This window comes from Chitinivibrionales bacterium, from assembly GCA_035516255.1.
Taxonomy (GTDB): Bacteria; Fibrobacterota; Chitinivibrionia; order Chitinivibrionales; family FEN-1185; genus FEN-1185.
The window spans coordinates 72,542-98,515 of sequence record DATJAL010000040.1 but is presented as its reverse complement, the minus strand read 5'-3'; the positions used below and the strand labels follow the sequence as shown (position 1 = coordinate 98,515).

Genomic DNA, 25,974 nt, shown 5'->3' with positions numbered 1-25,974 from the left:
AGTCTACGATGAGTCCGCAGGGAAAGGTCTTTCCATGAAAATGCTTGTCACTGGTGGAGCTGGTTTTATTGGCTCGCATATTGCCGAAATCCTGGCGCATGAAGGTCATGATGTCATGGTCCTGGACGATCTCTCTGGGGGGTTCAGTGAAAATATCCCCAAGAATACTACCTTCATTGAAGGAAGTATTACAGACTACGAGTTTGTTATTAGCCTTTTTAAGCGGAATAGGTTCGATTATGTCTACCATTTGGCGGCATACGCCGCCGAAGGGCTCAGCTTCTTTATAAAACGGTTCAACTACGAGAATAATCTCATCGGCAGCGTCAATCTCATTAACGCCAGCGTAAATCATGGAGTTAAGTGTTTCGTGTTTGCAAGTTCAATCGCGGTATACGGTCAATCAAAGCCGCCGTTCGTTGAGGAGATGACCCCTCATCCCGAAGATCCTTACGGCATTAGCAAGTACGCTGTTGAGCTAGACCTGCATGTCTCCAAGATGATGTGGGACCTTAATTACATTATTTTCCGTGCCCATAACGTGTTTGGCGAACACCAGAACATCGGAGACAAATACCGGAACGTCATCGGTATCTTTTTAAATCAGATAATGCAGGGCAAAAAACTTACCGTCTTTGGCGATGGCGGGCAGAAGCGGGCCTTCAGCTACATTTCAGACGTTGCCCCGGTAATTGCACATTCGGTTTTTGAGATAAAGGCCTACAATCAGGTTTTCAACCTTGGTGCAGACAAGGAATATTCGGTTAATTATCTTGCTCGCGCCGTGCTTAATGCCATGGCCGCAAATAATGAAATCCAATACCTCCCCGCACGTAAAGAAGTGGCAAATGCTTTTTCCTTACATGACAAGGTTAAACGTGTATTCGGTTACAAACCGAAGGTCAACCTTGAAGAAGGTATCTGCCGAATGGCAGAATGGGCAAAGAAGGTGGGTGCTAAAAAGAGCAAGGAATTTTCAAACATTGAAGTAACCCGCAACTTACCGGATTCCTGGAGGTAACAACGAAGAAAATCCAAATCAAACCCAAAATGACACATATAGGGAGTACAAGCCAGCAGCCCCGTAAGGGCAAACGCAGTTTTCATCCACGAAGAGCTATAATTCCCTTGCAATAAGGGCAAGCATTTCTTGCTTTCTTTTACTCCAATCCCAATTTTTCCTAACATGCTCCAAGCCGTTTTTCCCCATCAGTTGCCTTAGCTCATAATCGTTCCTGAGAGCTAGAATTTTTTCTGCTATTGCCGCTTCACTTCTATCCACCAAATATCCAGTTTCGCCATCTATTATCGTTTCCCTATACCCAGCTTCGTTCATGGCAATAACCGGAGTGCCACACGACATAGATTCCAGCGCGACAATTCCAAACGGCTCCATGATTGATGCGCATATGGTGGCGATTGCAGAATTGTAATATTTAATTAGTATCTCATGGGTTACTTTTTCCTCAATGGTTATTTTGACTTTATTTTGCATCGCCAAGGTCTCTAATCTTTTTTGTTCCTTTTTATTGCCAATTATGGGTGCTATTATCTTAACTTGGGGTCGAATATCCTCATCAATAAGCATAACAGATCTGATAACTAAATCATGTTTTTTCTTCCAATTTATTGCGCCGATACTTAGTACTATATTTTGGACTTGCATATTTTCATGAGGATAATTGCTTGTTTTTATTCCAAGATATGCCACCTTGGACCATCTGCGATAAGCCTTATATATATATTCCCTTGTATAATATGAATTGGTAAGCAGTATATCTGCATGTTTAATACCTATTGTCCCCACCCATTTCAATAATTGATGAAAAGGATATAAACATGCCATTGCAATGCGCGACACAATGCCAAATTTTCTATCGATATCATAATAAGGTTCATAAAAAAATCTATACGGTTCTTGGCAGAAAACAACAGAAGGTGCCTGTAAATATTTTGAAATAATTGGATTTTGAAAATATCGATCATGATGAATGAAAATAAATTTATAGTTGTTGTTATTGATCGCTTTTGCCACTTTTTTCGCGGTGATGAATATTTTAAAAATATCAAGGATTAAAACCGGTGTATATAAATATGGATTGGTAAAGTATTTATATAAAAGCGGAAAATATTTGAATTCGTTTTTTTTCCTGACCAAAGCATCGAGGTTATAAAAGTCATCCTCACTGCTGGTCAATTGATATAAATCTATTATATATTCGTCCTTTAATATCTCTAGTAAATCATAGAGTGCTTTTCGGGAGCCCCCTGGCAGTAAATTGTGATATACGGCTATCGTTTGCATACTGCTATTTTTGCTTGGTTTGCGTCCCCGAATGCGTTGCTGTTTTATTTTCGTAAACATATGCCCTGTGAAAAAGTAATTCCGCGATTTTTCGCTGTACCTTGATCGGTATAAAACTAGGAATTCTATGTTTTAATCGATAAGCAGTTTGATAGATCCATTTATTAAAATTTCCACGGAATTGAACAGTAGTGTGTCCCGCATCACGCTGAAACGCTTCACGTGCTGGCTGAACGAATACGTCATGCAATTTATAGAATTCCCGACCCGGGCCAATAAACCATTCAGCGAAACTGCGAGAATGAACGCCCAGTATGTCAGGAAATTGTTCTCCTAAATTCGAAGTGGGGTAATGTAGATACACTTCCCACATTAAACGTGTGATAAACGGTGAACTGCGTCCATTTAAAACGAACGGTTCATTAATAAAACGTATGAATTCCATTGCGTCAGTCCCTGCGGGGTCCCGAAATCGTGTGCATTTCTCATCGTGATGCTCTCGAAATATCTTCCGTGCAAGATCCGGAATTGGTGTTCCATTTTTAAATGTTGCGAAAGCATATGGAATTTCCTGCATTTCACATAAACCATTACTTCTCAGATCATCAATATATTTTTTCAGAAGCGTTTCAACGGCCGGGGGTATGTTCTTGAAGGTATACCGATTTTGATGCTTGCTGAAAATGGAGTGTTCTGCATCGAGACCTGAGAAATGAAAGAACACAAGTGGCTCGCCATTAACTAAAAATTCATTCTTGCTCGCCTGCGGCTCTGCATCAAGCACGTCTTTTCGCGAAGGGATGGAGGCGTCCGGTGGCGACTTGACGCTCGCAGCTCTGATGAATTGCTCAACATTTCGCGTGGGTAGATTCCAATATGCAACATTCCAGCCTGGGTGACGTACAATAGTGACCCGGTCGCAAAAGCTCGGCGCGAATTCCATCCACTTTTGATCAACGAATACTCCTTGCCTAAGATTGTAAATGCAATCCCTTTCAAGTTTTGTCTGCCACCATTTGATAAATGTTTTCGTCTGTTCATTTCGATGAAAGGCAACATATCCGAGGTTATAAGCTCCAGACGCCATGATTTCGCGTTCACCAGGTTTTTTCCCATCATCAATCGGGGCGGTAATATGCGGCGTCAGAATAACATCTGTATCGTCGAGTCGCCGCAGCATGTCACTGAGGCTTGAATAAATCGCAATATCAGGATCGAAATAAATCACCTTGTCAAAACCACGCGCAAATAATATCTCTATTAAAAACGGCTTAATGGCGGTATTGAGTTCGAGCTGCGAATATTGAAAAATAAAATGCGTTTTATCCGGCAATACCACATGGCTGAGATCAACCACCTCGAAGTTTTCGAACGAGAAATTAAAACCCCTCCTCTCATCACAAAGAGCAAGGAGGCGGTGCGCCTCAGGAGCGTAGTGGGTTACGCCCGTCATTAATGTTCGCACGGCGTGCAGATAGTTGCAGGAGGCAATAGTAAAGATGCAGGTGGAGGATGATGACATCTATAGGCATTTCATGGAATTAGTTCAAAAAATAAATTGCTGATTCTGGATTATTAAAACCTCAAACCACAGGGACTTGTTTTTGTTTCATCAAGGTGCAAGAATTTGGTAAGAACAAATCTCTCTCTGAGAAAAATACTATTTTGTAGCTTCATGGTCTTCTATTTTAAATCGGATAGATTTTGCAACAATTGGTTTCTCAGTAAAAATATTTTAACGAAATTTATACTTATCATAGCCAGGCTCTTCTTTATCATCTCACAAGGGCTCCCAAAATCGGCTTTATCCGCCAAAGAGGAGAAAAGGTAGGAAAAATATATTTACCATATTTTAAGGAAATGATAAAAGCTCTTAAATGAATTCTGGAAGTAATTCTGTCGTGAAAATATTCATATGCATATTTTAACACCCGCATTTCTTCTTCGCTAAAAAGCGGATGTTCGAGAATACTTGCCAGTTTCTTTTCCTGGACAACAAAGTCATTCTTTTGTGGCGGCGTATATAAAAATCCGAAAAGTTTACTCAAAGAAGATAGACCCTTTTTTAAACCGATAATGTTGCGTGAATGCCTGCGGTAACAAACAAGTGGTTCATCAACAAAACAAAGTCCGTCGCATTTACTAGCCACGATTGAAAGCCACCAGTCGTGGGAATATACACCGTGGGGAAATGGTATGGCACTTGTTAATAGTTTACTCTTAACCATGGCGGTACATCCGATCACAAAGCTGTTAAATGCCAATACGCGAAACGGCTTTCCAGAAACTACCGGCAGGCCGGCATATTTTCTTACCGATGGTGCAATAATGATATCATTGTCGTTGATATATATCGCATCGGAATAGGCAAGAGAACAATCACCTATTGCTTTTATGAGCTTTTCTATTTTTTGGGGTTGCCATATATCATCCTGATCAGCAAGAGCGATATATTCACCTCGACATAACCTTAATACTCGTTCAAAATTTTTTATAAAGCCAATATTTTTTTCGTTGACGTAATATTGTAACCCCCGTTTCTTTTTGTATTCGTCAAGTATTGCTACGGTTTTATCCGTTGAACAATCATCACAAACAACAACTTCTATTTTTTTATAGCTTTGGTTGTAAATAGAATCCAATTGTTTGCGTAAAAACACTTCACCATTATAGGTCGCCATCGCAATGGAAACGAGCTCATCCTTAACAATCATATTTCCATTTACCGAGGCGAGCCTTTTCATTGAATTGCAACCTTCCTATTCAACCATCCATTTTTATGAAAAATATACACTACATTAATTGTTACCGTCCATGGTCCACATCAAACAGAGTGCATTAATTGCTGCCTGATAAGCCCTTTCATGTCAGCAGAATAATACGCCCGGCGGAAATTACCTGGTTATATAAAGCGTTTTGATGAAGACGTGCCTGGCTATTTCAGCGCCACCCCCGTCGTCGACATGCTCAGGGCAACATGCTTTACGCCCTTCTGCGCCTTGAGAAGGCTTGCGAGCTTCTCCACCTCGCGCGCCTTGCCCTTCACCGCGATGATCTCGAGGCAGTTGTGATGGTCTATATGGATATGCTGGCTCGATATGATAAGCGGCTGAAAATCATGCTGGATGTCCATGAGCCTGTTCACGAGCTCGCGCTTGTGATGATCGTAGCTCATGACCACGGCGCCCGCCACCTCGTTGCCGCAGAGCCATTGTTTTTTGACCAGGTCTTCACGGATAAGGTCGCGTATCGCCTCGGACCGGTTTTTATAGTTCCTGTCCTTTATATGCTTGTCAAACTCGTCGATAAGGCTTTTTTCAAGCGAGACGCCGAAACGGTAGAGGTTGCTCATTTTAGAGTTCCTTTGGTTTTATACTTTTCAGCGAATGCGGGAACGCGCGTATGCGATGATGCGACGAAAGGCAAACTTGATACCCGCTTGTAAATCAACGCATTTTCGCTATTACGCATCAACGCATCATCACTTCGTCAATGCGCCCCCTTGCCCGTGAACACAACGAGTATGGTGTGCAGCATGATCTTGAAATCGAGCATGAGAGACATGTTTTCGAAATAATACAGGTCGTAAAGCACTTTTTGTTTCACGTCCTCGATCGACGCGTCGTATTTGTGCTTCACCTGCGCCCAGCCCGTGATGCCCGGTTTCATTTTAATGCGCCGGACATACCAGGGGATTTCCTGCGACAGTTGCTGGATGAAAAATGCGCGCTCCGGCCGCGGACCCACAAGGCTCATTTCACCCTTGAGCACGTTGATGAACTGGGGGATCTCGTCGAGCCTGGTCTTGCGCAGGAACCTCCCGACCGGTGTGATGCGCGGGTCTTTCTTCTTTGCCCACATGGGACCGGTGCGTTTTTCCGCGTCGTTGTACATTGAGCGGAACTTGTGCATGATGAACGGCTTTCCGTTGCGGCCCACGCGCTCCTGGTTGTAAACCGCGGGGCCCGGCGACGTAAGGCGGATGACGGCGGCGAGCGCGAGCCAGAGAGGCGAGCCGATTGCCAGGATGCAGAACGAGACCGCGATGTCGATGAGGCGCTTTATCTGCGCCTCCCATGCCGGCATATGGTCGGACAGGAGCACCATGAGCGGCACGCCGAATATCTGGTGCGTCTTGAGGTGGCCGGTGATCACGTCCATGAGCGAAGGAACCATGTAGATGATCAGCCTGAGCTCGCCGCAGTAATTAACGATCTTGAGGATCTCGTTGGCTGATCCTGACACGTGCGAAACGATGAGGCCTGTGATCCTTTCTTTTCTCACCACCGCCGGGATGTCGGAATAGGTCCCATACACCGGGAGCCCGCCGCACCTGGCACCCGTGAGCCTGCCGTCGTCGTCGATGAAGCCCTTCACCTCGTAACCGAGCTGGGGGTAATGTTTTATTTCGTCAAGCAATTTCAAGCCCGACTCCTGCGCACCGATGATGAGCACCCTGCTGACGCCGATGCCCTTGCAAAACAGCCATGCAAGAAGGCTGTGCATCAGAAAGCGGTCTGCCGTGGCGAAAAAAAGGATGCTTGCCGCATACGTTGCAATGACCGCGAATTTGGTCCTCGTGAAAAGCACGGACACTTCCCCGCTCTGGGCGAATTGCATGATTTGCGAGGCGCTCGTTATCAGGAAAAGAAAAAAGATTCCGATGAGAATAGTGCGGACCACCACAAAGAATTCGTCGAGCCGGGACTCCTTGTACCAGTCACGGTAAAGACCGGTGAAAAAGAAAAGCACCACCCAACTCGCCGTAATGACGAGAAGACCGCTAAAGGGGATGTAGGTGAAGAATTCAAGATCGGGACGGAAGGTTTCCGGGAAAAAATTGCTCCTATACCGTATCCAGAAGGCGGTGGCAAATGCCACATTAAAGGCGATGACGTCGAAGAGAAACGTGAGGGCTTTTTCGATGAATCTGACGGGCATAGTCGCGTTATTTGCTAATAAAACTGGGCGTTCCCCGCTCCGCGGGGCCGGCCTCCTTCCGGGCTCGGCTATTCGCCTCGTTGCCGGACCGCCCTATGCCTATCGGCCGGGTCGGCCGGCAATGCGCGCTTGCGCACCCTCCAGTCCGCCTAACGCGCGGCAAGAGGGATCTGGTCTTTAAAGATGCTCTTCTTGCGCCACCGGGTATGCCCGAGGAGAAATTTCATTTCAATAAATATAAAAATTTAGAAATTTCCTTTTATAAAGGTCTCAAATAAAGTAACGCCCGTATACATTTTCTTTCCCGCCGCAGTCTTTTCACAATACGACACACTCCCGTCCGCATCCACTCCCGCGCCGCATACGGCAAACGGCACCGGCATGGCGTGGTGGGTCTTGAGTGGAATCGGGGTTGCGTGGTCGGGAAGCACCATGATGCGCAGATCCTTGAATTCCTTCCGCATCTTCAACACTTCACCAACAATATTTTTATCGAACTCTTCAATGGCCTGGATCTTCTTTTCCAGCGAGCCCTCGTGGGAGGTTTCGTCGGGCGCCTCGACGTGGACAAATACAAAATCCTCTTTTTTAAGCGCTGCATGCGCGACAGCCACCTTGCCCGCATAGTTGGTGCCCAAATAACCGGTTGCTCCCTCAACAATGCGCACGTTGAGGCCTGCGAGCACGCCGATGCCCCGCACCAGATCAACTGCCGATATCACGGAGCCGGTGATGGAGAAACGCACTTTCATGGTGGGAAGCACCACCACCTTTCCCTGGCCCCACAGCCAGATGTCGGTGGCCGGTTTTTTTCCCTGGGCCTCGCGCCGCTTGTTGACAGGAGAGGAAGCCAGCACCGGCCGCGCGTCTTCCATGATCCGACGCACGATGTCCTGCCCAGAACCGCTGGGAAGATGGTCGCCGTACGCTTTTCCGGAAATATCGTGCGGCGGGGTGCAATCAAGCTTTCCCTCAGGGAAATCCGAAATCACGGTGATGTGGCGGTAACTCACGCCGGGAAAGAATTTCACGGTTGCGGTGCCGAGTTCCTTCTGCAGACCGGCGATTATCTCATGCGCGTCCGCTGTCTCGATGTGGCCCGACGAATAGTCTTCCATGAGCCCGCACTTGAGCGTAACGAGGTTGCAGCGGAACGCCACATCGGTTTTCCCGAGTTTTATTCCCATGCTCGCGGCCTCAATGGGCGCGCGTCCCGAATAATATTTGGCCGGATCGTACCCCATAAGCGACATGTTAGCAACGTCGCTGCCGGGCGGAACGCCGTCGGGCACGGTCTTCACCAGGCCCACCCTCCCCGCTTTCGCCACCGCGTCCATGCTGGGCGTCTTGGCGTATTCGAGCGGTGTGCGGTTGTCAAGCTGGGGCAGCGGGAAGTCGGCCATGCCGTCGCCGACGAGGATTGCGTATTTCATAGTGTGCCCGTTGACGAGTTAACGAGTCGACGGGTCGGGGAATTGTACGGTTTCTTCCTCATTAACCCATCAACTCGTCGTTATGATTTTGTCGCCCACTCTTTGATAAAACTCATGATTACGTTCGCGTCCGCCGGCATCTTGACCGGTTTGTTGCTGAACCCGCCGGTGTTGATGCGCTGTGTACCGGTCAAGGAGGTCTTCCGCTCTGCGTCGAGGAACAATTCGTCCCTGTGGAACTCAACGGTGTAGTCCGGGTCCTTGAGCAGGTGGCCGGTCAGGATGCACACCACCGCATCGGACGGCTTGACAATTCCCTTTTCGACAAGCTTTTTACACCCTGCCACAGTTGTCGCGGACGCGGGCTCGGAGCCGATGCCGTCCCGGCCCACCATGGACTTGGCAATGGCGATTTCCTCTTCGGAAACCTGCTCCACGAGCCCGCGGGTTGAATCAACCGCGAAGAGGGCCTTGTCAAAACTCACCGGGTTACCGATTTTGATCGCGGTGGCGCGGGTGTTGGCGTGAACCGGCCGCAGGGTCCTGTCGCCCGAAACAAAACTGTTGTACAGCGGGTTTGCACCCTGTGCCTGTATAATCGCGATCCGCGGCGACTTTTTAATGAATTTCGCCTTTATCATTTCGTCAAAGGCCTTGCCGAACGAGCTTGAATTTCCCAGGTTCCCGCCGGGCACGATCACCCAGTCGGGCGTTTTCCACCCGAGCTGGTGCAGCATTTCGATCATGATGGTTTTCTGGCCCTCGATGCGGAACGGGTTGATCGAGTTGAGCAGGTAAACCGACCCGCGGTTGCAGAGGTCCTCCACGATTTCCATGGCCTTGTCGAAATCGCCCGCGATCTGGATGGTCAAGGCGCCGTAGTCGAGTGACTGTGACAATTTGCCGTACGCGATCTGGCCGTCGGGAATGAACACAATGCTTTTCATTCCCGCGCGCGCCGCATAGGCTGCCATCGATGCCGAGGTGTTGCCCGTGGAGGCGCACGCCACCATGCGCGCGCCGAGCTTTTTGGCCATGCTGACCGCGGTGGTCATGCCGTTGTCCTTGAACGACCCCGACGGATTGAGCCCCTGGTGCTTTGCGCGGAGCGAATCCATGCCGCAGTACGCCGCGCATTTCGGTATGTCGAAGACCGTGGTGTTCCCCTCGCACATGCTCACGATGCCGGAAAACGGCTTGAACGCGGGCAGGAATTCCCGGTAGCGCCACACTCCGCTCCGGTCGAGCGGTTCCCACGACATGAGCCGTTTGTCAAATGAAGCGCGCAGCGCGGCCACCGATTTCGCATCCATGGACGCGATGCAATTGTCAACCTCGAGCGTGCGCCCGTCGTCGCTCCGGTAACGGATCTCGCTGATCGGATAGGTTTTTTCACCTTCTCCGAACGCACGCAAATATGGTTTCTTCATGATTCAGACCTTTTTCTTGTCTTGCTGATCGCTGATTTCTGACCGCTGACCGCTCTTTTTAATACGTCTGCCCGGTAATCCTTATCACATGGGTCTTCTTTTTAATAAATTCCATGGTTTCTATTTCGGCAAGCGCGTCCCGGACATTTTTCTCCGCCGCCTTGTGGGTGAGCATGACCACCGGCACGCAGCTTTCCTCAGTGGATTCCTTCTGGAGCACCGAGGCGATCGAGATGGAGAATTTTCCCAGTACCGTGGCGATGGAGGCGAGCACCTTTGGCTTGTCGGTGACCCAGAAGCACAGGTAATAGCGCGACACCACATCGTCAATGGGCTTGACCGCAAGCTCGTTATTATGCCGGTAATAACTCATGGGAATGCGCCGGGGTGCGCCTGCTGATATGTTCCTGGCAACGTCAATAATATCGCTCACCACTGCAGAGGCGGTGGGAAGCTCGCCGGCTCCCCTGCCGTAAAGTAAAATAGGGCCAACCGCATTGCCTTCTAAGAGCACGGCATTGAATACATCGCCCACCGATGCGAGGATGTGGTTTTTATGCAGCATGGCCGGGTGGACACGGACATCTATCTGGGTGTCGCCCGGGGTTTTTCTGATAATGCCGAGCAGTTTGATGCAGTAGCCGAGGTCCTTGGCAAACGCGATGTCTTCCTTTGAAATATCGGTGATTCCCTGGATATACACCTTGCTCATGGGCACGTACCCCCCGTGAATGAGCGACGCCATGATGGCCAGCTTATGGCCGCTGTCGACGCCGCCGATGTCGAGGGTCGGGTCAGCCTCGGCAAACCCGCTCTTCTGCGCCTTCTTGAGCGCGGTATCGAACAAAAGCCCCTTGTCGGACATCTGGGTAAGAATGTAATTGCAGGTGCCATTGATGATGGTCTTCACGGTGGTGATCTCATTGGCAAGCAAGGCCTCGCGAATGGTTTTTATCACCGGCATACCCCCGCCCACCGACGCCTCGAAGCTCACCGATACTCCGTTTTTCTCTGCAAGCTCGAAAATTTCCGGGCCATGCTCTGCGACAAGTGCCTTATTTGCGGTTACCACATGCTTGCCTTTTGAAAGCGCGGCCATGATCAGGTCTTTGGCAAAGGTGGTGCCGCCCACAAGTTCAATAACTATTTGGATATCTTTGTCATTGATAATATCGTTTGCATCGCCGGTGCACACCGCAGTGCCCACCGGAAGCTCGGCAAAGCGGTTCGCAGCCTTGTCTGCAATACGCTTGAGGTTCAACGACAGTTTAAGGCTGTCATGGAAAAAGGACGCCTTTTGCGACAAGGTCTTTACCACCCCGCCGCCAATGGTTCCGGCGCCCACAAGGCCTATGTTTATATCCTTCATGGATTTACCTTCCTCGATGCTCTACCATGCTATTTCAGGATATGGTAAGGCATTATCCTTTAGCTGTAGGAATATACATTATTGCCTCTTATAAATCGCCTGGCAGGCATCGCATGCTGGAATCAGGAAGGTCCCCAAGATAAAACTTGGAAGTTACTCGTTGAAGTTCGCTTCAAACAATTTTGTTATTGCCTCGACCGCCTTTTCCTCGTCTCTACCGTTTGCGCGGACCGTGATTTTCTTGTTGCAGGCCGCCGCAAGCATCATGACGCTCAAAATACTTTTAGCATTCGCCGTGGTTCCGTCTTTCACCAGCCAGACGTCGGCATCGTAGGCTGCGGAGGTCTGGACAATGAGCGAGGCCGGGCGTGCATGGATTCCAAGAGGGTTTGTGATGGTCACTTCGCGCTGGATCATGGAGCCTTTTTTTTATTCTCCTTCTTAAACCCGAGCTTGAGCCTGAGCTTGAGCCCGTCCTGCTGCACCTCGTTAAGAAGCGAATCAAGGTCGCCCACCGACTTTTTAAGGTCTTTGTAAAACTGTTCGTCGGCAAGCAGCATGCCCACCGAGCCCTCGCCTTTTTCGATGCGCTTCACCATGGTCTGCAGCGAAACGGTGATGGTGTCCACGGTGCCCGCTATGGCGAGCGCACGCTGGGTGAGCTGTGTGCCGTTGGAAACGATGGTATTGAGCTGTACCTTGTTCGAATCGAGCAGTTCCTTGATATCGGCGGTGACAGCCTTCACATTGTTGAGACTTTTGTCTATTTTGCCCTTGTTGTCTTTTACCAGCGATTGTGCGAGCCGCGTCACGGTGTCGAGCCTTCCCACGATGCGGTCAAAGGCATGGAAAAAGGCGGTATCGCCAACGGTGCTGTCCACGATCGACGCGACGTTCGCGACAAGCCTGCGCACGTCGGTGAGCACGGTGCCCAGCATCCCCATTGCCTCGGCGATGCCGCTGTCAAAGGTACCGCTGAGCACGGTGGTACGACCCTTGCCGCTGGGCTTGATCGGCGCGCCCCGGTCGGACAGCCGGATCGAAATCATGCGCTCGCCCATGAGCCCGATGTTCTGGATGGTGATGGTGGCCGAATCGGTGAGCGCGATGTCGCGGTCAAGTTTGATTACGACCTCCACTTTAGAACCGCGAAGTTTTATGGTCTTGGTAACGCCCTTTGACACACCGTTTACCTTGACCGGGTCTCCTTCGGAAAGCATTCCCACGTCGGGGAACATCACCGTGTATTCTACCATTGAACGCGCAATGGTGCTGCTTTTAAGCCACAAAACGCCGGCGATCAGGATGAACAGCGCGATCAGGATGAACCCGCCGACAATGAATTCCATGTTACCTTTTTTCACGCCGACATCCTTTCGAAACGCCCTTTACATCCGATAAGAATCAAGCCCGGCCGACGCCGGAAGCCTTTTTCCTCATATGAGAAATTAATTTTTTGTCAAACTCTTTTATAGTACTTTTTCCATGCCGACGCGACAAGATATGAAGCGCCAGCACCTCCGAAATCGCCGACATGTTCTTTCCCGGCGATACCGGGATCCGATATAGCGGGACCGGCACGCCCAAAATGGTGACGGTTTTTTCGTCAAGGCCGGTCCGGTCGAAATATTCGTTTTGGTTCCATTCCACCAGCTCGACCTGGGCGTCGATGCGGCCGCTCTGGCGCACCGACCGCAGTCCGCACAGCTCCCTGATGTTCACGATTCCTATGCCGCGGATCTCCATGTGGTGGCCCAGAAGCTCGTTGCATTCGCCGATAAGGGTGCCGCCCCGCCGCACGATGTGGACCACGTCGTCGGAGATGAGCAGACTTCCTTTACAAAGGAGATCAAGCGCGCACTCGCTCTTGCCCAGGCCGCTTTTTCCCACGTATAAAAGCCCGACCCCGTGAACGCTCACCAGTGTTCCGTGCACCGAGGTCCTTTGCGCCCGGCTGTCGCGAAGGTACGCTTCGGCAATCCCGTGAAAAGTTTCGGCCGGGCATTCAGTGGCAAACAAGGCAATCCGCCGCTTTCGGCCGAGCCTTACCATTTCGGGATCGGGCCTGGTGCCGTCGCCAAACACGACGGCGGGAACCCTGGAACGCAGCACAACATCGAAGGCCTCGCACCGTTGCCGCGGCGAAAGGCTTTTAAGATAAGCCCATTCGGATTCGCCGATCAGCTGAACACAATGGCGCGGAAATCCTTTTGTGAATCCCGAAAAGGCTAGTCCGGGACGCCACACTGCACCCGATGTAATGGGCGCGTCAGGGAAAGGCACAAACGCCGGCTTGAGACCGCACTCGCGCCGCACATCGTCATAAAAACGTTTTACCGCCAAAACGGTATCTTCCAGGTAATGACGCGGCGCATTCTTCAACGGCGTGGTTGCTTTTAGATCAATGCCCATTCAATCCTTCTGCCGTCCCCTGTTATTGCCTTTTCCCTTATGGCTTTTTATTTTCTCGTTGATTTTTTTTAGCTGGCGCTCAATTTTAATGATGGCGGCGTCCATGGCCTTGCCGAGATTTTCGGCTTTTGCCACGGCGGCAACGGTGTGGCCCGCCATGTGTATCACGATTTCCATGATTTCCTTTCCGCGCTCCTTGTCGAGAATCACATGGCACGAGGAGATGCGGTCGTAGTACTTTTGCAGGCCTTCCATTTCGGCGGTTATGGTATCCTGAAGGCTCTGCGATGCTTTTTCATGCCGCGAAGTAATCTGAATTTCCATTCCTATTATCCTCCTGTTGGGTTTTTTTCTTCACCATCAACGCTTCATTTTTTCCTTTACCATTTCTTCCGCCCGGTATGAACTCCTTACGAACGGCCCGGCACTTACTTCTGTAAAGCCGAGTGACAGTCCGTGGTTTCGATATTCATCAAATTGCTCCGGCGTGACGAATTCTTGCACCGGCACCTGATCCTTTGACGGACGCAAATACTGGCCGATGGTCACCATGGCGCAACCGGTGCGACGCAGGTCATCCAACGTGGAAAAGACCTCCTTCCGCGTTTCGCCGAGCCCCACCATAACTCCTGATTTGACATTTAATTGTACCTCATTTCGCGCCGCTTTTGCAAGCATTTCCAACGACCGCGAATAATTTGCCTGCGGCCGCACCATCGGATAAAGACGCGGAACGGTCTCGATGTTGTGGTTGAAAACATGGGGGCCTTCGTCCAGTACCGTGCAAAGCGATGCGTCGTTTCCGTGAAAATCAGGCACCAGCACTTCAATGGTGATGGCTGGCATTTCCCGTTTGAGCAACCGAATCACCGCGGCGAACTGGCACGCTCCGCCGTCGGGCAGATCGTCCCGCGTCACCGACGTGATCACGGCATGGGACACGGCCATGCGCCTCACCGCTTCGGCCACGCGGCGCGGTTCGTCTTTGTCAACAGGCTGCGGCGCGCCGTGCGTGATGCCGCAAAATCCGCAGCTGCGGGTGCAAACGCTGCCCAGAATGAGGAAGGTAGCCGTGCCCCGGGAAAAGCATTCGGCCCGGTTGGGGCATTTTGCCTCGCTGCACACGGTGTTAAGATGCGCGTCTGTCAATGACTGCTCCAGCCGCCGGTAAGTTGCTGTCGGGACCAAAGGACGTTTGAGCCAGGAAGGAAGCCGCCGCTGCGCGGCGCTCTGAGGGTCAGTCATATTTCTGCCTCATGCGCGCCGGAAGGAGCTTCTGCTGCTCCCGGTATTTTGCAACGGTGCGGCGCGCCACGGTAAATCCTTCGCGCGCCAGGATGTCGGACAGTTTCTGGTCCGAAAGCGGTTTCTTGGTGTTCTCGGTCTCAATGAGCTCGCGGATGCGGTTTCTGATTTTTTCAGCCGAAACGTCCCCGCCCTCGAGGTCCTGTCCCATGGATTCGGTGAAGAAATACTTGAGCTCGAATATACCGTGCGGGGTCTGGACGTATTTATTGCTCGTGACGCGGCTCACCGTGGAGATGTGCATGCCCACCATGGTGGCGATGTCCTGCAGTTTGAGCGGGTTGAGGTTGGGCGGACCTTTTTCAAAAAAGGTCATCTGGCGTTCCACGATGGCCGACATCACCTTGAGCATGGTGGTGCGGCGCTGCTCAATGGAGCGCACGAGCCAGGCGGCGCTGTTGAGCTTTTCGCGGATGTAGTTCTTCACTTCCTTTTTCGCCGGCCCGCCGCGCTTGATGAGCTGCATGTACGAGCGGTTGATGTGGACCATGGGCACCGAGCGGTCGTTGAGATACACCTCGAATTGGCCGTCCACTTTTTCGACAATGAGATCGGGAACGATGGTTGACGGGATTTCGCCGGTGACCAGCGAGCCCGGCCTTGGATGAAGGGTCTTTATCTCGTCGGCCGCCGCCTGCACTTCGCGTACGTCAACGCCCACCTGCCGCGCGATTTCGGGAAGCTTGAGCTTCTCGAACAAATCCCACGCCTCGGTGATGATGCGCATGGCGAGCGAATTCTCCCGATGCTTACGGGCGAGCTGGAGCCTGAGACATTCCTGGAGATTGCGCGCGCCGATGCCGGCCGGCTCCATGGTCCAGACCACCTTGAGCGCCTCCTCGACCGCGATTTCGGTGATGCCGAGATAATCGGCGATGTCCTTGAGGGGAAGCCGGAGATACCCGTCCGGCTCCAGGCTGCTGATGAGGAATTTTACCAGCAGTTTTTGTTTTTCTTCGACATTTTTATCGTTGAGTTGCGCGGTGAGGTGCTCGTCGAGCGTGACCTGATGCACCGGTTGCGGTTCAAAGTGCTCCTTGTTGGGGTCGGTCTCCTCGCTCATCCTGCCGCCGATGTCAAATCCCTCCTCGAGGTATTCCTCCCAATCCACCTTGTCTTCATTTACCTCAAGCTCCGGATCGTCTTCTTTTTCATCTCCAGCTTCGTCCTTTTCAGGCGCCTCTTCTTCGGTTTCCGGTTCATCGGATTCTTCAAGCACGGGATTCATTTCGAGCTCTGTCTTCAGCAGCTGCTCGAGTTGCAGCGTGTTCACCTGCAGAAGCTTCAATGACTGTATCATCTGGAATGACAGCTTCTGCTGCAGCTTCATGGAAAGGTCAAGACCGAGATTCATTTACATGGTTCCTGATTTGAATGGATCAAATATCGTGCCATGAGAGGTATAATATAAAGTACATTAGGAAAAAGGGAAAAAAAATATTCTAGAAGGAATTTTTATTGATAGGAAGAAGGGCTTTTTACAAGTTGGGACAAAGCGCCCGCTACCTTACGAACTAAGATGTTTTTACTATCTGTAGGGTAACCCGAAATTCGTGGACTACCTTACCTCAACCAGATGGTCATAATAAATTTCATGTTGATGTTTTGGTAATATTGTATACAACGTTCAAGGCTTCCGCGATGGCTATACCTAACAAATATTAAGTATTAGCAATGATGTTAGGTATTGTATTTAACATTTTAAAATTATTATTATATTCTTTATACCTAACAATCAATATATATTTATACTACTGTTAGGTATACCACCATGGGAAGCGTTTTTCATGTAATAAAAGAAGAAAGAAAGCGGCTGAACGAAGCAAAAGCCGCTTATGAAATCACTATTGCCAAAGAGGAAAAAGGCTCGCCGCAGATCAAACATGTTGGCCGCAAGGACTACCTTTATCTTGCCCGGCGCGTCGGCAATAAAATCAAGTACCGCTATGTCGGCCATCTCGACAGCGAAGCCTCTCGCAGAGTCCTTGACTCGGTAAAAAAACGTCGGGAATATGAAAAGCTGCTCAAGGGAATAAAAAAGGACATTAAAGAAGTGCGAAGGGCGCTCCGTGGACGCAAAACTTGAAATTCTCTATGTCATCCTAAAAGACTTGCAGGATGCAGATGTGCTTAAGCATGTCGTGCTCGTTGGAAGTTGGTGTCAGGAGTTTTATCGGCACCAATTCGAGAACTCATTCGAGATACCGGTAACACGTACCATGGATGCGGACATCTTGGTTCCACGACGGCTTAAACTTGAGCATCCCGTAAATCTTCACGAGCTTTTTAGCAAACGTGGCTTTGTTATCAAGACGCGCAGCAATACCGGATTTGCTAAATTCATCCATCGGGAACTGACCTTTGAATTTCTTACCGACGCAGGTGCCAAGCCTGATGAGACGCACTATCCTATCAAAGACCTTAATATTGTCGCTCAGGAGCTCCATTTCATGGGCATTCCGCTCGCCTATTCTATGATTGTCCAGTACAAGGACCTCACGCTCAGAATTCCAGAACCGGAAGCATTTGCATTACATAAACTCATTGTCAGTCAGCGCAGGCTAAAACCGGAAAAACGGGAAAAAGACATAGCTACCGCAAAAGGCATGTTCCTGTTTTTCAAAGGCAAAGAGCATCACATCAAGAGATTACATCAGATTATCGGGGAAATGCCTAAAGGCTGGCAGAAAAAAATCGTTGAGGCACTCAAAGCAACCGATATCGTATTGCCCCAATAAAAATCATTTACATAACTGAATCACTCAAAATCAATTTCAATCCAGCTTGAACTTCTGCCCCAAATAAATCCTCCTCGCCTCCGGGTTTTCGGCCAGTTCCTTTGACGTCCCGGAAATGAGGATTTTTCCCTCGGAGATGATATAGGCGCGGTCGGTGATGCGCAGGGTCTCGCGCACATTGTGGTCGGTGATCAATATGCCGTAGTTCTTGCTCCTTAGTTCATGCACGATGCTCTGGATGTCTTCCACGGCAATGGGGTCGATGCCGGCGAACGGCTCGTCGAGCAGGATGAAATCGGGCCTGTTGGCGAGCGCGCGCGCGATCTCGACGCGGCGGCGCTCGCCGCCCGAAAGCTGGTAACCGAGGCTTTTTTCCAGGTGCGCCACATGGAGCTCATTCAGGAGTTGCCGCATCCGCTCCCGGCGCTGCTTGATGCCCAGGCGCTGCGATTCAAGGATGGCCATGAGGTTGTCACCCGCCGAAAGTTTGCGGAAAATGGACGGTTCCTGCGACAGGTAGCCGATGCCCATGCGCGCGCGCTTGTACATGGGTTTTTTCGAGATTTCGTGGTTGTCAAGGAATATCCTTCCCTGGTTGGCGCGGATCATGCCTACGATCATATAGAAGGTGGTGGTTTTGCCCGCGCCGTTGGGGCCCAGAAGGCCCACGATCTCGCCCTGGTGCACGGTGATGGACACCCCGTCCACCACGCGGCGCTTGCTGTAGATCTTCACCAGGTCCTCGGTGCGGATTTCCCTGGCCGCGGAGGGGGCGGCGGTCGCCGGCGCCGGGCCGGGAGTTGCTGCTGCTTGTTCGGTAGTCACTTGTGTTCTTCCTTTACAGGAGGTAATTTTGGCTTTTGTTTTTCCTGGATGCCGGTGTCTTTGGGCGCAGACGGGGCCGGCAGGGGCGCGTAAAACCCGCGCACGCTTCCGGACAGCTTCACGTGCGTGGCCTTGCCTTTTGCAAACGAGACCGTTATGCTGTCGCCGCTCGCCTCGTTTTTCCCCCTGCCTTCCTTTTCCTCGACGTTGTAGATGCTCCGGGCGTTTCCCCACACCTTGACGCGCGAGATTTCGCCGCGGCTGTTGAACGACACGGTCATCTGCTTGCCGTATGCCTCGTTGGTGACCGTCGGGTTTTTCACCGGGAAATATTTGCTTTTAACGCTGCCGAAGGCCCACAGGGAGTCGATTTTGCCCGAGTCCGTGAGGAACATCGAGATGCTGTCGCCCAGAAGGTGCGTGAGCGTGGTGTCGGACGCGCCGAAATCTTTATAAAGCCCGTGGCCGTTGCCCTTCACGTTCACCTGCTTCAGGTGCTTTTTCGTGAACGCCAGGTCGACCGAATCGCCCCTGAGCGAGTCGGTCTCGAACGCGATGTCCGGCGCCATGCGCAACTGCGCGCTTCCCGAATCGGGGTAGTAGAATGCCTGGTTGGAGCGGGTGAACAGCTTTCCCTTTCTCACAATGACGTCGTCGTACACCGATGCCTTTTTAAGCGAATCGTCGTAGGTCATTTTCTTGCCCGTGATGTCGAGGGTGTCATGCGCCGTTGTATCGAAAAATATGAAACGGGGCCGGCCCTCCACGACAAGAAATTTTTTATCGAGGTAATAGTTGCCATGGTCGCCCGTGAGCTTCACCCGCTCCTTGGTGTCGTAGAAGTAAACGTTGCCGTCGGCCACGAGCCATTTCTTGTTCTTGTCGTAGTCCATGTGGTCGGACGTGAGCTTCTGGCTGGTTCGGAGGATCTGCACCTTGCTGGAAAACGACACCGTTCCCTTGCTCTTCCACCATTTCGCGTAGTCGGATTTGATCGTGGCGTCGTCATATAAAAACACCACATTGCCGGTGAGCACGGATATGATGTCGCCGTCCTTGGACATGGTGTTGACGTCGGAATTGGCGGATTTCAAAATCAGATCAGTTGATTTTGCAAAAATTGCAGTTAGTATTATAAGAATTATTATACCTGATTTTTTCATACTATTTCTTTCGGATACCGCCCTTCATTCAATAAAACTTTACAAATCTGTGCGTTCCCCCGCTTCGCGGGGTCGGTTCTCCTCCGGGCTCGGCCTTTTGGCCTCGTTACCGGATCGCCCGAGTCGCCTTCGGCGAGGGGTCGACCGGCAATTCGCTCCAGCTCACCCTCCGTCGCCCCTAACGCGGCGGCGCCCTTCTCTTGTGTAAAGATACTCCCGTGGCGCCAATCGAGCAAAAAATATTTCTTTACAGCTATTCTCCGCGGGTGCGCCCAGCGGCAGAATGAATCTTGCAACTGGCGGTACCCGGCCGCACCCAGGAGGGGGTAGCGAGAGACCCCGCAGGCCGAAGAGGCCGAGGAGGCTCGAGCGAGGGGGATACTTCCCCCCATGGAAAAATATTTTTATTCAAAACATATCTCCTTTGTCCACCCGCTCCTTGAAATTCACGAACCTGCCCTGAACCTCGTGCTGGAACGTCCACATTGAAAAATCCTCCATCGCGTCGAACCCCCTGCCCTGGAGTTGATCGCCCTTGGGCGTCTTGAGATAGACCGTGTCCGCCGACGTGATCCGGTGGGTGACGAGATTCCAGTAAAGCCTTTTCGACGTGACCTTCACACCGTTCTGCGCGCGCACGAACACGTTGCCCCACACGCAGAAATTTTTCATGGCGGCATCGGTGTAGCCTGAATCCGAAAGCACGATCGAGGACACTTTGCCAAGGGAATCGAACACGTTGAGCTTCACCGGGTTTGCCAGAATGTGCCCGGTGTCGGCTATGAATTTCTTCATGTGCTTCGAGTCGAGCTTCCACTGGAGTCTGCCCGCGTTGTAATAATACATTGTTGACGAGTCGATTTCCTGAAACGGACGGTCGATCACGGCGTTGGAAACAGGCACGGTTTCATTTTTCTGGGCGCACCCCATGAGCAATGAAAGCGTGAAAAGGAGGACAATTCGCGACTGCTGCGTCATATCATTTCATCACCGTTTCGATATTCGGAACATTCTCGTACCCTTTGTCGGCGGGCCTGCGGTTCCACCGCCGGTGCATCCACACCCACTGCGCAGGATACGCGAGGATCGTTTCGCCGATCGCCGCGTTGACCTGTTCGATGTTTTGCACCAGATCGGCGGCAAACTCCCCGCCCGATTTCATGGCGATTTTGCGCACGAATATCCGGTGCATTCCGTCCGCGTCGCGCGCCGTGGTGATTACGAACACGGGCAGCGAATAGCGCATGGCGAGCTTGACCGTGCCGCTCGGCGTGTAGGCGAGCCTTCCGAGAAAATGCGCGAACACGCCGTCCACGTTCGTGTCCTGGTCGATGAGCACGCCGAACAGACGGCCCTCGCCCAGCAGCTTGAGGAAGCGCCGTAGGTTTTCGGTCCGGTGAAGGTACACGATGTTTTCGCCCGACCGCTGCTGCCGGATGAGGTCGTCGATGCGCCGGTCATACAACTCCCTGCCGATGGCGAAGCACGCGAAGCCCTGGGCCGCGAAATAATGCAGCAGCATCTCGAAGCAGCCGGTGTGCGCCGTGATGGTGAGCACGCCTTTTTTCCGGGTGTAAGCCTCCCACACCGGCGACAGGTCGTCGCTTTTTACATATTTGTCAAGTTGTTCCTTGCTTTTGCGCGACAGATACAGCGCATCGAACAGGTTTTTGCCGATGTTCGCGTACACGCTGCGCGCCAGCGCGCCGATTTCCTTTTCGGAACGCGAGTCCTTGAAAACCGCTGCCAGATGCTCTCTGCACCATTGCCGGTCTTTTGTGGGCAGCAGGTAAAAAAGCCGCCCCAGAAATCCGAACAGGGCGAGCCCGATCCTCCTTGGAATAAAACGCCACACGGCCGCGACGACGAGCACGACCGTGTAGATGGCGTCGTTTTTGAATTTTTTGAGAAAACCGTTGATAACGATACCCGTTCCGTTGTTATCGGCCCTTGACCACGGCAATCTGGATCTCACCCTTGAATTCATCGATCTCAAAACTTTCCGAGGCCTTGCTTTTGTCAAGCTCCCACTCGAGCGCCGAGCCCAGGGTCTCGCTGCACACGTAATCCCTGAAACGGTTCACCGCGCTTTTGAGCTGATCGGGACACGCACACCTGATTTGTATGCGGTCGGTCACGTTGAGGCCCGCGTTCTTGCGCACGGTCTGCACGCGGTTGACGAATTCGCGGGCCAGGCATTCCTCGCACAGCTCGGGCGTGATCTCGGTGTTGAGCGCCACGGTGATCTCGCCTTCCGTTTCAACCTCGACGCCCTCGTGCTTGGTGCGCCGCACCTCGATGTCGTCGAGAACAAGCTGGTGGCCGAACACGCCGCGCTTTTCCCCTTTTTCAAGGCCATGGATGTCGGCGGCGGTAAAGGTCTCGATTATTTTTGCCGCTTCTTTCATTTTTGGACCGAGCACCTTGCCGAGCCGCTTGAAATTCGCTTTTGCGGAAAGCGACACCACCGAGCCTTCATCGGCATCGAACCGCACGTTCTTGACATTGAGCTCGTCCTTGATGAGCGCCGCCATGTCCTGCATGAGGCCGCGCTTTGCCTCGTTGCGGATGATCACGGTGAGCTCGGACAACGGTTGGCGGATTTTGAGGTTGTAACGGCTGCGCAGCGCGCGGCCCATGGTGACAATCGACCGCGCCAGGAGCATTTTCTCGTCGAGCGCCTCGTCAAGAAGCACAGGATTGCTTTCCGGGTATTGCGCGCAGTGCACGCTTGCGGCGGCGCCGGCAAGGTTCCGGTAAATAGCCTCGGTGAGGAACGGCAGGAACGGCGCCATCACCTTTGAGAACTCCACGAGCAACCAGTACAACGTCGTATACGCCGCATTCTTGTCGAAATCGTTCTCGCTTTTCCAGAACCTGCGGCGCGAGCGCCTGATGTACCAGTTGGTGAGGTTGTCGATGAAATCAACGAGCAGCGGCACCACCTTGTACAGGTTGTACTCCTCCATCTCCTTGTTGACGGAAGATATGACGCTGCAGAGCAGCGACACGATCCAGCGGTCGAGCTCGTTTCGACTTGAAAGGGCGATTTTCTGCGGAGGTTGCCATCCGTCAACGTTGGCGTAGGTGACGAAGAATGAGTAGGCGTTCCAGAACGGCAGCAGCACGCTCCGCGACATCTCGAGAACGCCGTTTTCGGAAAAGCGCAGGTCCTCTGCCTTTACGGCGGGGGAATTGATCAGGAACAGACGCAGCGCGTCCGCGCCGAGCCGCGAGAGCACCTCCTCAGGCGGCGCGTAGTTCTTCAGCCGCTTCGAAAGCTTCTTGCCGTCCTCCGAAAGGATGATGCCGTTGACGATCACGTTCCTGAACGCGGTTTTTCCGAAGAGCGCGCTTGACAGAACAGTAAGCGTGTAGAACCATCCGCGCGTCTGGTCAAGGCCCTCGGCGATGAAGTCGGCCGGAAAGTTCTTGTCAAATGACTTCGCGTTTTCAAACGGATAATGACTTTGCGCATAGGGCATGGAGCCTGATTCAAACCAGCAGTCCAATACTTCGGACGTTCGCTTCATCGGCTTTTTGCATTTGGGACATTGCAGCGAAAATTCGTCAATGATGTGACGGTGCAGATCGTCTTTCGGGATCGCGGCAAAATTCACCTGCCCGTTTCCGCTGGCTTTCTTTCCCGCATTTATTGAATCCCATTTCGATTCCACCTGTTTCTGAACTTTTGCCGCAATTTCAGCATGGAGCTCTGACCCTGCCTTCGCGTCACCCTTGCCGGCAAGCTTGTGCAACTGCTCAAGGCTTCCCACGCATTCCCGGTGCCCGCATTCGCACAGCCACACCGGAATGGGCGTTCCCCAGTACCGGTTGCGCGAGATGTTCCAGTCCGGCGCGCTCTCGATGCCCTTGCCGAACCTTCCGTTCTGTAAATGGCCAGGCACCCAGTGAATGGTCTGGTTGTTGTCAAGCATGTTTTTCTTGAGCGGCTCTATCTTCATGAACCACGTGGTGATGGCCTTGTAGATGAGCGCCGAATCGCAGCGGTAGCAGTGCGGGTACCGGTGCTCGAGCGTGCCGCGGTGGATGAGCCTGCCCATGGCCTTGATGCGTTTCATGATGTCGCCGTCCGCGTCGAACACGAGCCTGCCCGCGTAGTCGGGCACCTCGGCCGTGAACTTTCCCTCTTCGTCAACCGGGCACACGACGGGCAGTCCCAGCTTCTGGCCCACGACAAAGTCGTCTTCGCCGAACGCGGGCGCGATATGCACGATGCCGGTGCCGTCCTCGGTGGAAACGAAATCGGCGCAGGTGACCTGGAAGAATTTCTCGGATGTTTTCGCGAAGTAATCGAACAGGGGCGCGTAGCGCAGGCCTTGGAGCTGTTTGCCCGTCAGCTCTTCGAGCACCTTGTACTGCGAGGGGTCCTTGTAATAGGCGCCGATGCGGTCCTTCGCGATGATGTACCGCGAATCGCCGTCCTGTACCTTGACATAGGAGATTTCCGGCCCCACGGCGCACGCGACGTTGGAGGGCAGGGTCCACGGCGTGGTGGTCCACACCAGCAGCTTGGTCGACGGATCGTTGACAAGGGGGAAATACACGGTGATCGACGGGCTCTGAACGTCCTTGTACCCCTCGTTCATTTCGAAGTTCGACAGCGGCGTGGCACAGCGCGGGCAGTACGGCTGCACCCTGAACCCCTGGTAGATGAGCCCTTTTTTCCAGATCTCCGAAAACACCCACCAGATGCTCTCCATGTACGGCGGGTCCATGGTGCGGTACTGGTTCTCGAAATCCACCCATCTGCCCATGCGCTCCACCACGGCGCGCCATTCCGACGTGTACCGCAGCACGATAGACCGGCATATCTCGTTGAACACGCCGATGCCCCACTCGTCCTCGATGTTGTGCTTGCTGATGGCGTACGCCTTTTCCACCTCGTTTTCGACCGGCAGGCCGTGGCAGTCCCAGCCGAAGCGCCGCTCGACATACCGGCCGCGCATGGTCCAGTAGCGCGGGACGATGTCCTTGAGCGTTCCTGCAAGTAAATGGCCGTAATGCGGCAGGCCCGTGGCAAACGGCGGACCGTCGAAAAATACAAACGGGTTTCTCCCTTTTGTCGCCTCAAGGCTCTTTGCGAACGCCTTGTTCTTGTTCCAGAACGAAAGGACGGCCGACTCCACTTCGGGAAAGCTTACCTTGGCATTGACCGGATCGAATTTCCTGTTTGTCATAATGCCTGCAGCACCTTCTCGATGAGCATGACGAGCTTGGGCTCGGCCGTGTTGGCAACGGCGATGATCTTCTTGATGTCGGCCGGCTCGAGGCAGTCGGGCAGGCACGCGTCGGTGATCACCGACAGGCCCAGCACTTTGATACCGCACGACACGGCCGCGATGACCTCGGGAACCGTGCTCATGCCGATGGCGTCGGCGCCCAGAATTTTAAGCATACGATATTCCGCTTTTGTCTCAAGGCATGGCCCGGACATTGAGGCGTACACCCCGCTGGCAAGCGGGACCTTATTGTCAAGCGCGACTTTCCGCACGAGCGCGAGCAGTTCGTTCGAGTACGGCTCGCTCATGTCCGGGAAGCGCGGGCCGATGCGGTCGTCGTTGGGGCCGATGAGCGGGTTGGCGCCGAGCAGGTTGATGTGGTCGGTGATCGCCATGATGGTGCCGGGCGGGAACAGCGGGTTGATGCCGCCCGCCGCGTTGGACACGACAAGGGTGCGCACGCCCATGAATTTCATCACGCGCACCGGGAACACGATCTGGTTCATGGCGTATCCCTCGTAATAGTGGAACCTGCCCTGCATGGCCATCACCTTCTTTCCGCCGAGCGTGCCCATGATGAGCTTGCCCGCGTGCGTCTCAATGGTCGACACGGGAAAATGCGGAATGGTCTCGTAGGGGATTACGTTCTCGATCGTGATCGAATCCACGAGCTTGCCCAGGCCCGTGCCCAGGATGATGCCGTAGTCGGGCGCGATTTTCGTCTTTTTTTCAATAATCGTTTTTGCCTCGATGATCATGTCGTAGGTTGTCTTGGACATTACGGAATCCTCCCGTTGAATGATGCTGGAC

The 25,974-nt window shown here is 52.3% G+C and carries 23 protein-coding genes; 3 read left to right on the top strand and 20 right to left on the bottom strand.

Annotated features, from left to right (window positions below; all coding sequences use genetic code 11):
* The first annotated feature begins 34 nt into the window (after window positions 1-34).
* Window positions 35-1,021 carry an NAD-dependent epimerase/dehydratase family protein gene (locus VLX68_11795; GenBank protein ID HUI92921.1) on the top strand — a complete coding sequence of 329 codons (987 nt, stop codon included), beginning with the start codon at window positions 35-37 and terminating at the stop codon, window positions 1,019-1,021.
* A gap of 96 nt (window positions 1,022-1,117) precedes the next feature.
* On the opposite strand, the gene VLX68_11790 is transcribed toward VLX68_11795, so the two are convergent.
* The 14 genes from VLX68_11790 to rpoN form a co-directional block, all read right to left on the bottom strand.
* Window positions 1,118-2,305: a glycosyltransferase family 4 protein gene (locus VLX68_11790; GenBank protein ID HUI92920.1), complete on the bottom strand. Its 1,188-nt coding sequence runs from the start codon at window positions 2,303-2,305 to the stop codon at window positions 1,118-1,120.
* A 4-nt stretch (window positions 2,306-2,309) separates the two neighbouring features.
* Window positions 2,310-3,827, bottom strand: a complete 1,518-nt coding sequence (locus VLX68_11785; GenBank protein ID HUI92919.1) for a hypothetical protein — start codon at window positions 3,825-3,827, stop codon at window positions 2,310-2,312.
* A 253-nt stretch (window positions 3,828-4,080) separates the two neighbouring features.
* Window positions 4,081-5,049 (bottom strand): glycosyltransferase family 2 protein, encoded by a 969-nt coding sequence (locus VLX68_11780; protein ID HUI92918.1) that lies wholly within the window; start codon window positions 5,047-5,049, stop codon window positions 4,081-4,083.
* 191 nt (window positions 5,050-5,240) lie between these two features.
* On the bottom strand, window positions 5,241-5,657 hold the full coding sequence (gene nikR / locus VLX68_11775; protein ID HUI92917.1) for a nickel-responsive transcriptional regulator NikR: 417 nt from the start codon (window positions 5,655-5,657) through the stop codon (window positions 5,241-5,243).
* A 137-nt stretch (window positions 5,658-5,794) separates the two neighbouring features.
* The gene (locus tag VLX68_11770; protein HUI92916.1) at window positions 5,795-7,246 is read right to left on the bottom strand and encodes a sugar transferase; all 1,452 of its coding nucleotides are present in this window, start codon (window positions 7,244-7,246) and stop codon (window positions 5,795-5,797) included.
* A 245-nt stretch (window positions 7,247-7,491) separates the two neighbouring features.
* The gene (locus VLX68_11765) at window positions 7,492-8,679 is read right to left on the bottom strand and encodes a cofactor-independent phosphoglycerate mutase (GenBank protein HUI92915.1); all 1,188 of its coding nucleotides are present in this window, start codon (window positions 8,677-8,679) and stop codon (window positions 7,492-7,494) included.
* Between the two features lie 80 nt (window positions 8,680-8,759).
* Entirely contained in the window at window positions 8,760-10,109 is a 1,350-nt protein-coding gene (thrC, locus tag VLX68_11760) for a threonine synthase (GenBank protein HUI92914.1), read from the bottom strand.
* A 58-nt stretch (window positions 10,110-10,167) separates the two neighbouring features.
* Window positions 10,168-11,478 carry a homoserine dehydrogenase gene (locus VLX68_11755; GenBank protein HUI92913.1) on the bottom strand — a complete coding sequence of 437 codons (1,311 nt, stop codon included), beginning with the start codon at window positions 11,476-11,478 and terminating at the stop codon, window positions 10,168-10,170.
* Window positions 11,479-11,631: 153 nt separating this feature from the next.
* Window positions 11,632-11,895: an HPr family phosphocarrier protein gene (locus tag VLX68_11750; GenBank protein ID HUI92912.1), complete on the bottom strand. Its 264-nt coding sequence runs from the start codon at window positions 11,893-11,895 to the stop codon at window positions 11,632-11,634.
* Window positions 11,892-12,842 (bottom strand): MlaD family protein, encoded by a 951-nt coding sequence (locus VLX68_11745; GenBank protein ID HUI92911.1) that lies wholly within the window; start codon window positions 12,840-12,842, stop codon window positions 11,892-11,894. Before VLX68_11745 ends, VLX68_11750 begins: the two co-directional genes overlap by 4 nt.
* A gap of 40 nt (window positions 12,843-12,882) precedes the next feature.
* Entirely contained in the window at window positions 12,883-13,890 is a 1,008-nt protein-coding gene (gene hprK, locus VLX68_11740) for an HPr(Ser) kinase/phosphatase (protein ID HUI92910.1), read from the bottom strand.
* Window positions 13,891-14,214 carry a ribosome-associated translation inhibitor RaiA gene (gene raiA / locus VLX68_11735; GenBank protein ID HUI92909.1) on the bottom strand — a complete coding sequence of 108 codons (324 nt, stop codon included), beginning with the start codon at window positions 14,212-14,214 and terminating at the stop codon, window positions 13,891-13,893.
* Between the two features lie 36 nt (window positions 14,215-14,250).
* A complete protein-coding gene (gene lipA, locus VLX68_11730) occupies window positions 14,251-15,135 on the bottom strand; it encodes a lipoyl synthase (protein ID HUI92908.1) in 885 nt (294 codons plus the stop codon).
* A complete protein-coding gene (rpoN, locus tag VLX68_11725) occupies window positions 15,128-16,549 on the bottom strand; it encodes an RNA polymerase factor sigma-54 (protein HUI92907.1) in 1,422 nt (473 codons plus the stop codon). Before rpoN ends, lipA begins: the two co-directional genes overlap by 8 nt.
* A 417-nt stretch (window positions 16,550-16,966) precedes the next feature.
* Between rpoN and VLX68_11720 the strand changes: the two genes are divergently transcribed.
* Both VLX68_11720 and VLX68_11715 read left to right on the top strand, forming a co-directional pair.
* Window positions 16,967-17,281, top strand: coding sequence for a hypothetical protein (locus VLX68_11720; protein HUI92906.1), 315 nt, complete (start codon window positions 16,967-16,969; stop codon window positions 17,279-17,281).
* Window positions 17,265-17,933, top strand: coding sequence for a GSU2403 family nucleotidyltransferase fold protein (locus VLX68_11715; GenBank protein ID HUI92905.1), 669 nt, complete (start codon window positions 17,265-17,267; stop codon window positions 17,931-17,933). Before VLX68_11720 ends, VLX68_11715 begins: the two co-directional genes overlap by 17 nt.
* 36 nt (window positions 17,934-17,969) lie before the next feature.
* Here the strand turns inward: VLX68_11715 and lptB are convergent, their stop codons facing one another.
* From lptB to VLX68_11685, 6 genes are all read right to left on the bottom strand, one after another.
* A complete protein-coding gene (gene lptB, locus VLX68_11710; GenBank protein ID HUI92904.1) occupies window positions 17,970-18,758 on the bottom strand; it encodes an LPS export ABC transporter ATP-binding protein in 789 nt (262 codons plus the stop codon).
* Complete coding sequence (locus VLX68_11705) at window positions 18,755-19,852, bottom strand: LptA/OstA family protein (GenBank protein ID HUI92903.1); 1,098 nt, start codon at window positions 19,850-19,852, stop codon at window positions 18,755-18,757. Before VLX68_11705 ends, lptB begins: the two co-directional genes overlap by 4 nt.
* A 477-nt stretch (window positions 19,853-20,329) precedes the next feature.
* Window positions 20,330-20,899: an LPS export ABC transporter periplasmic protein LptC gene (gene lptC, locus VLX68_11700; protein HUI92902.1), complete on the bottom strand. Its 570-nt coding sequence runs from the start codon at window positions 20,897-20,899 to the stop codon at window positions 20,330-20,332.
* A 1-nt stretch (window position 20,900) separates the two neighbouring features.
* Window positions 20,901-21,884: a hypothetical protein gene (locus tag VLX68_11695; protein ID HUI92901.1), complete on the bottom strand. Its 984-nt coding sequence runs from the start codon at window positions 21,882-21,884 to the stop codon at window positions 20,901-20,903.
* Window positions 21,862-25,122: an isoleucine--tRNA ligase gene (ileS, locus tag VLX68_11690; GenBank protein HUI92900.1), complete on the bottom strand. Its 3,261-nt coding sequence runs from the start codon at window positions 25,120-25,122 to the stop codon at window positions 21,862-21,864. The genes VLX68_11695 and ileS overlap by 23 nt, the downstream gene beginning before the upstream one ends.
* Window positions 25,119-25,943, bottom strand: coding sequence for a purine-nucleoside phosphorylase (locus VLX68_11685; GenBank protein ID HUI92899.1), 825 nt, complete (start codon window positions 25,941-25,943; stop codon window positions 25,119-25,121). The genes ileS and VLX68_11685 overlap by 4 nt, the downstream gene beginning before the upstream one ends.
* Between the last annotated feature and the right edge of the window lie 31 nt (window positions 25,944-25,974).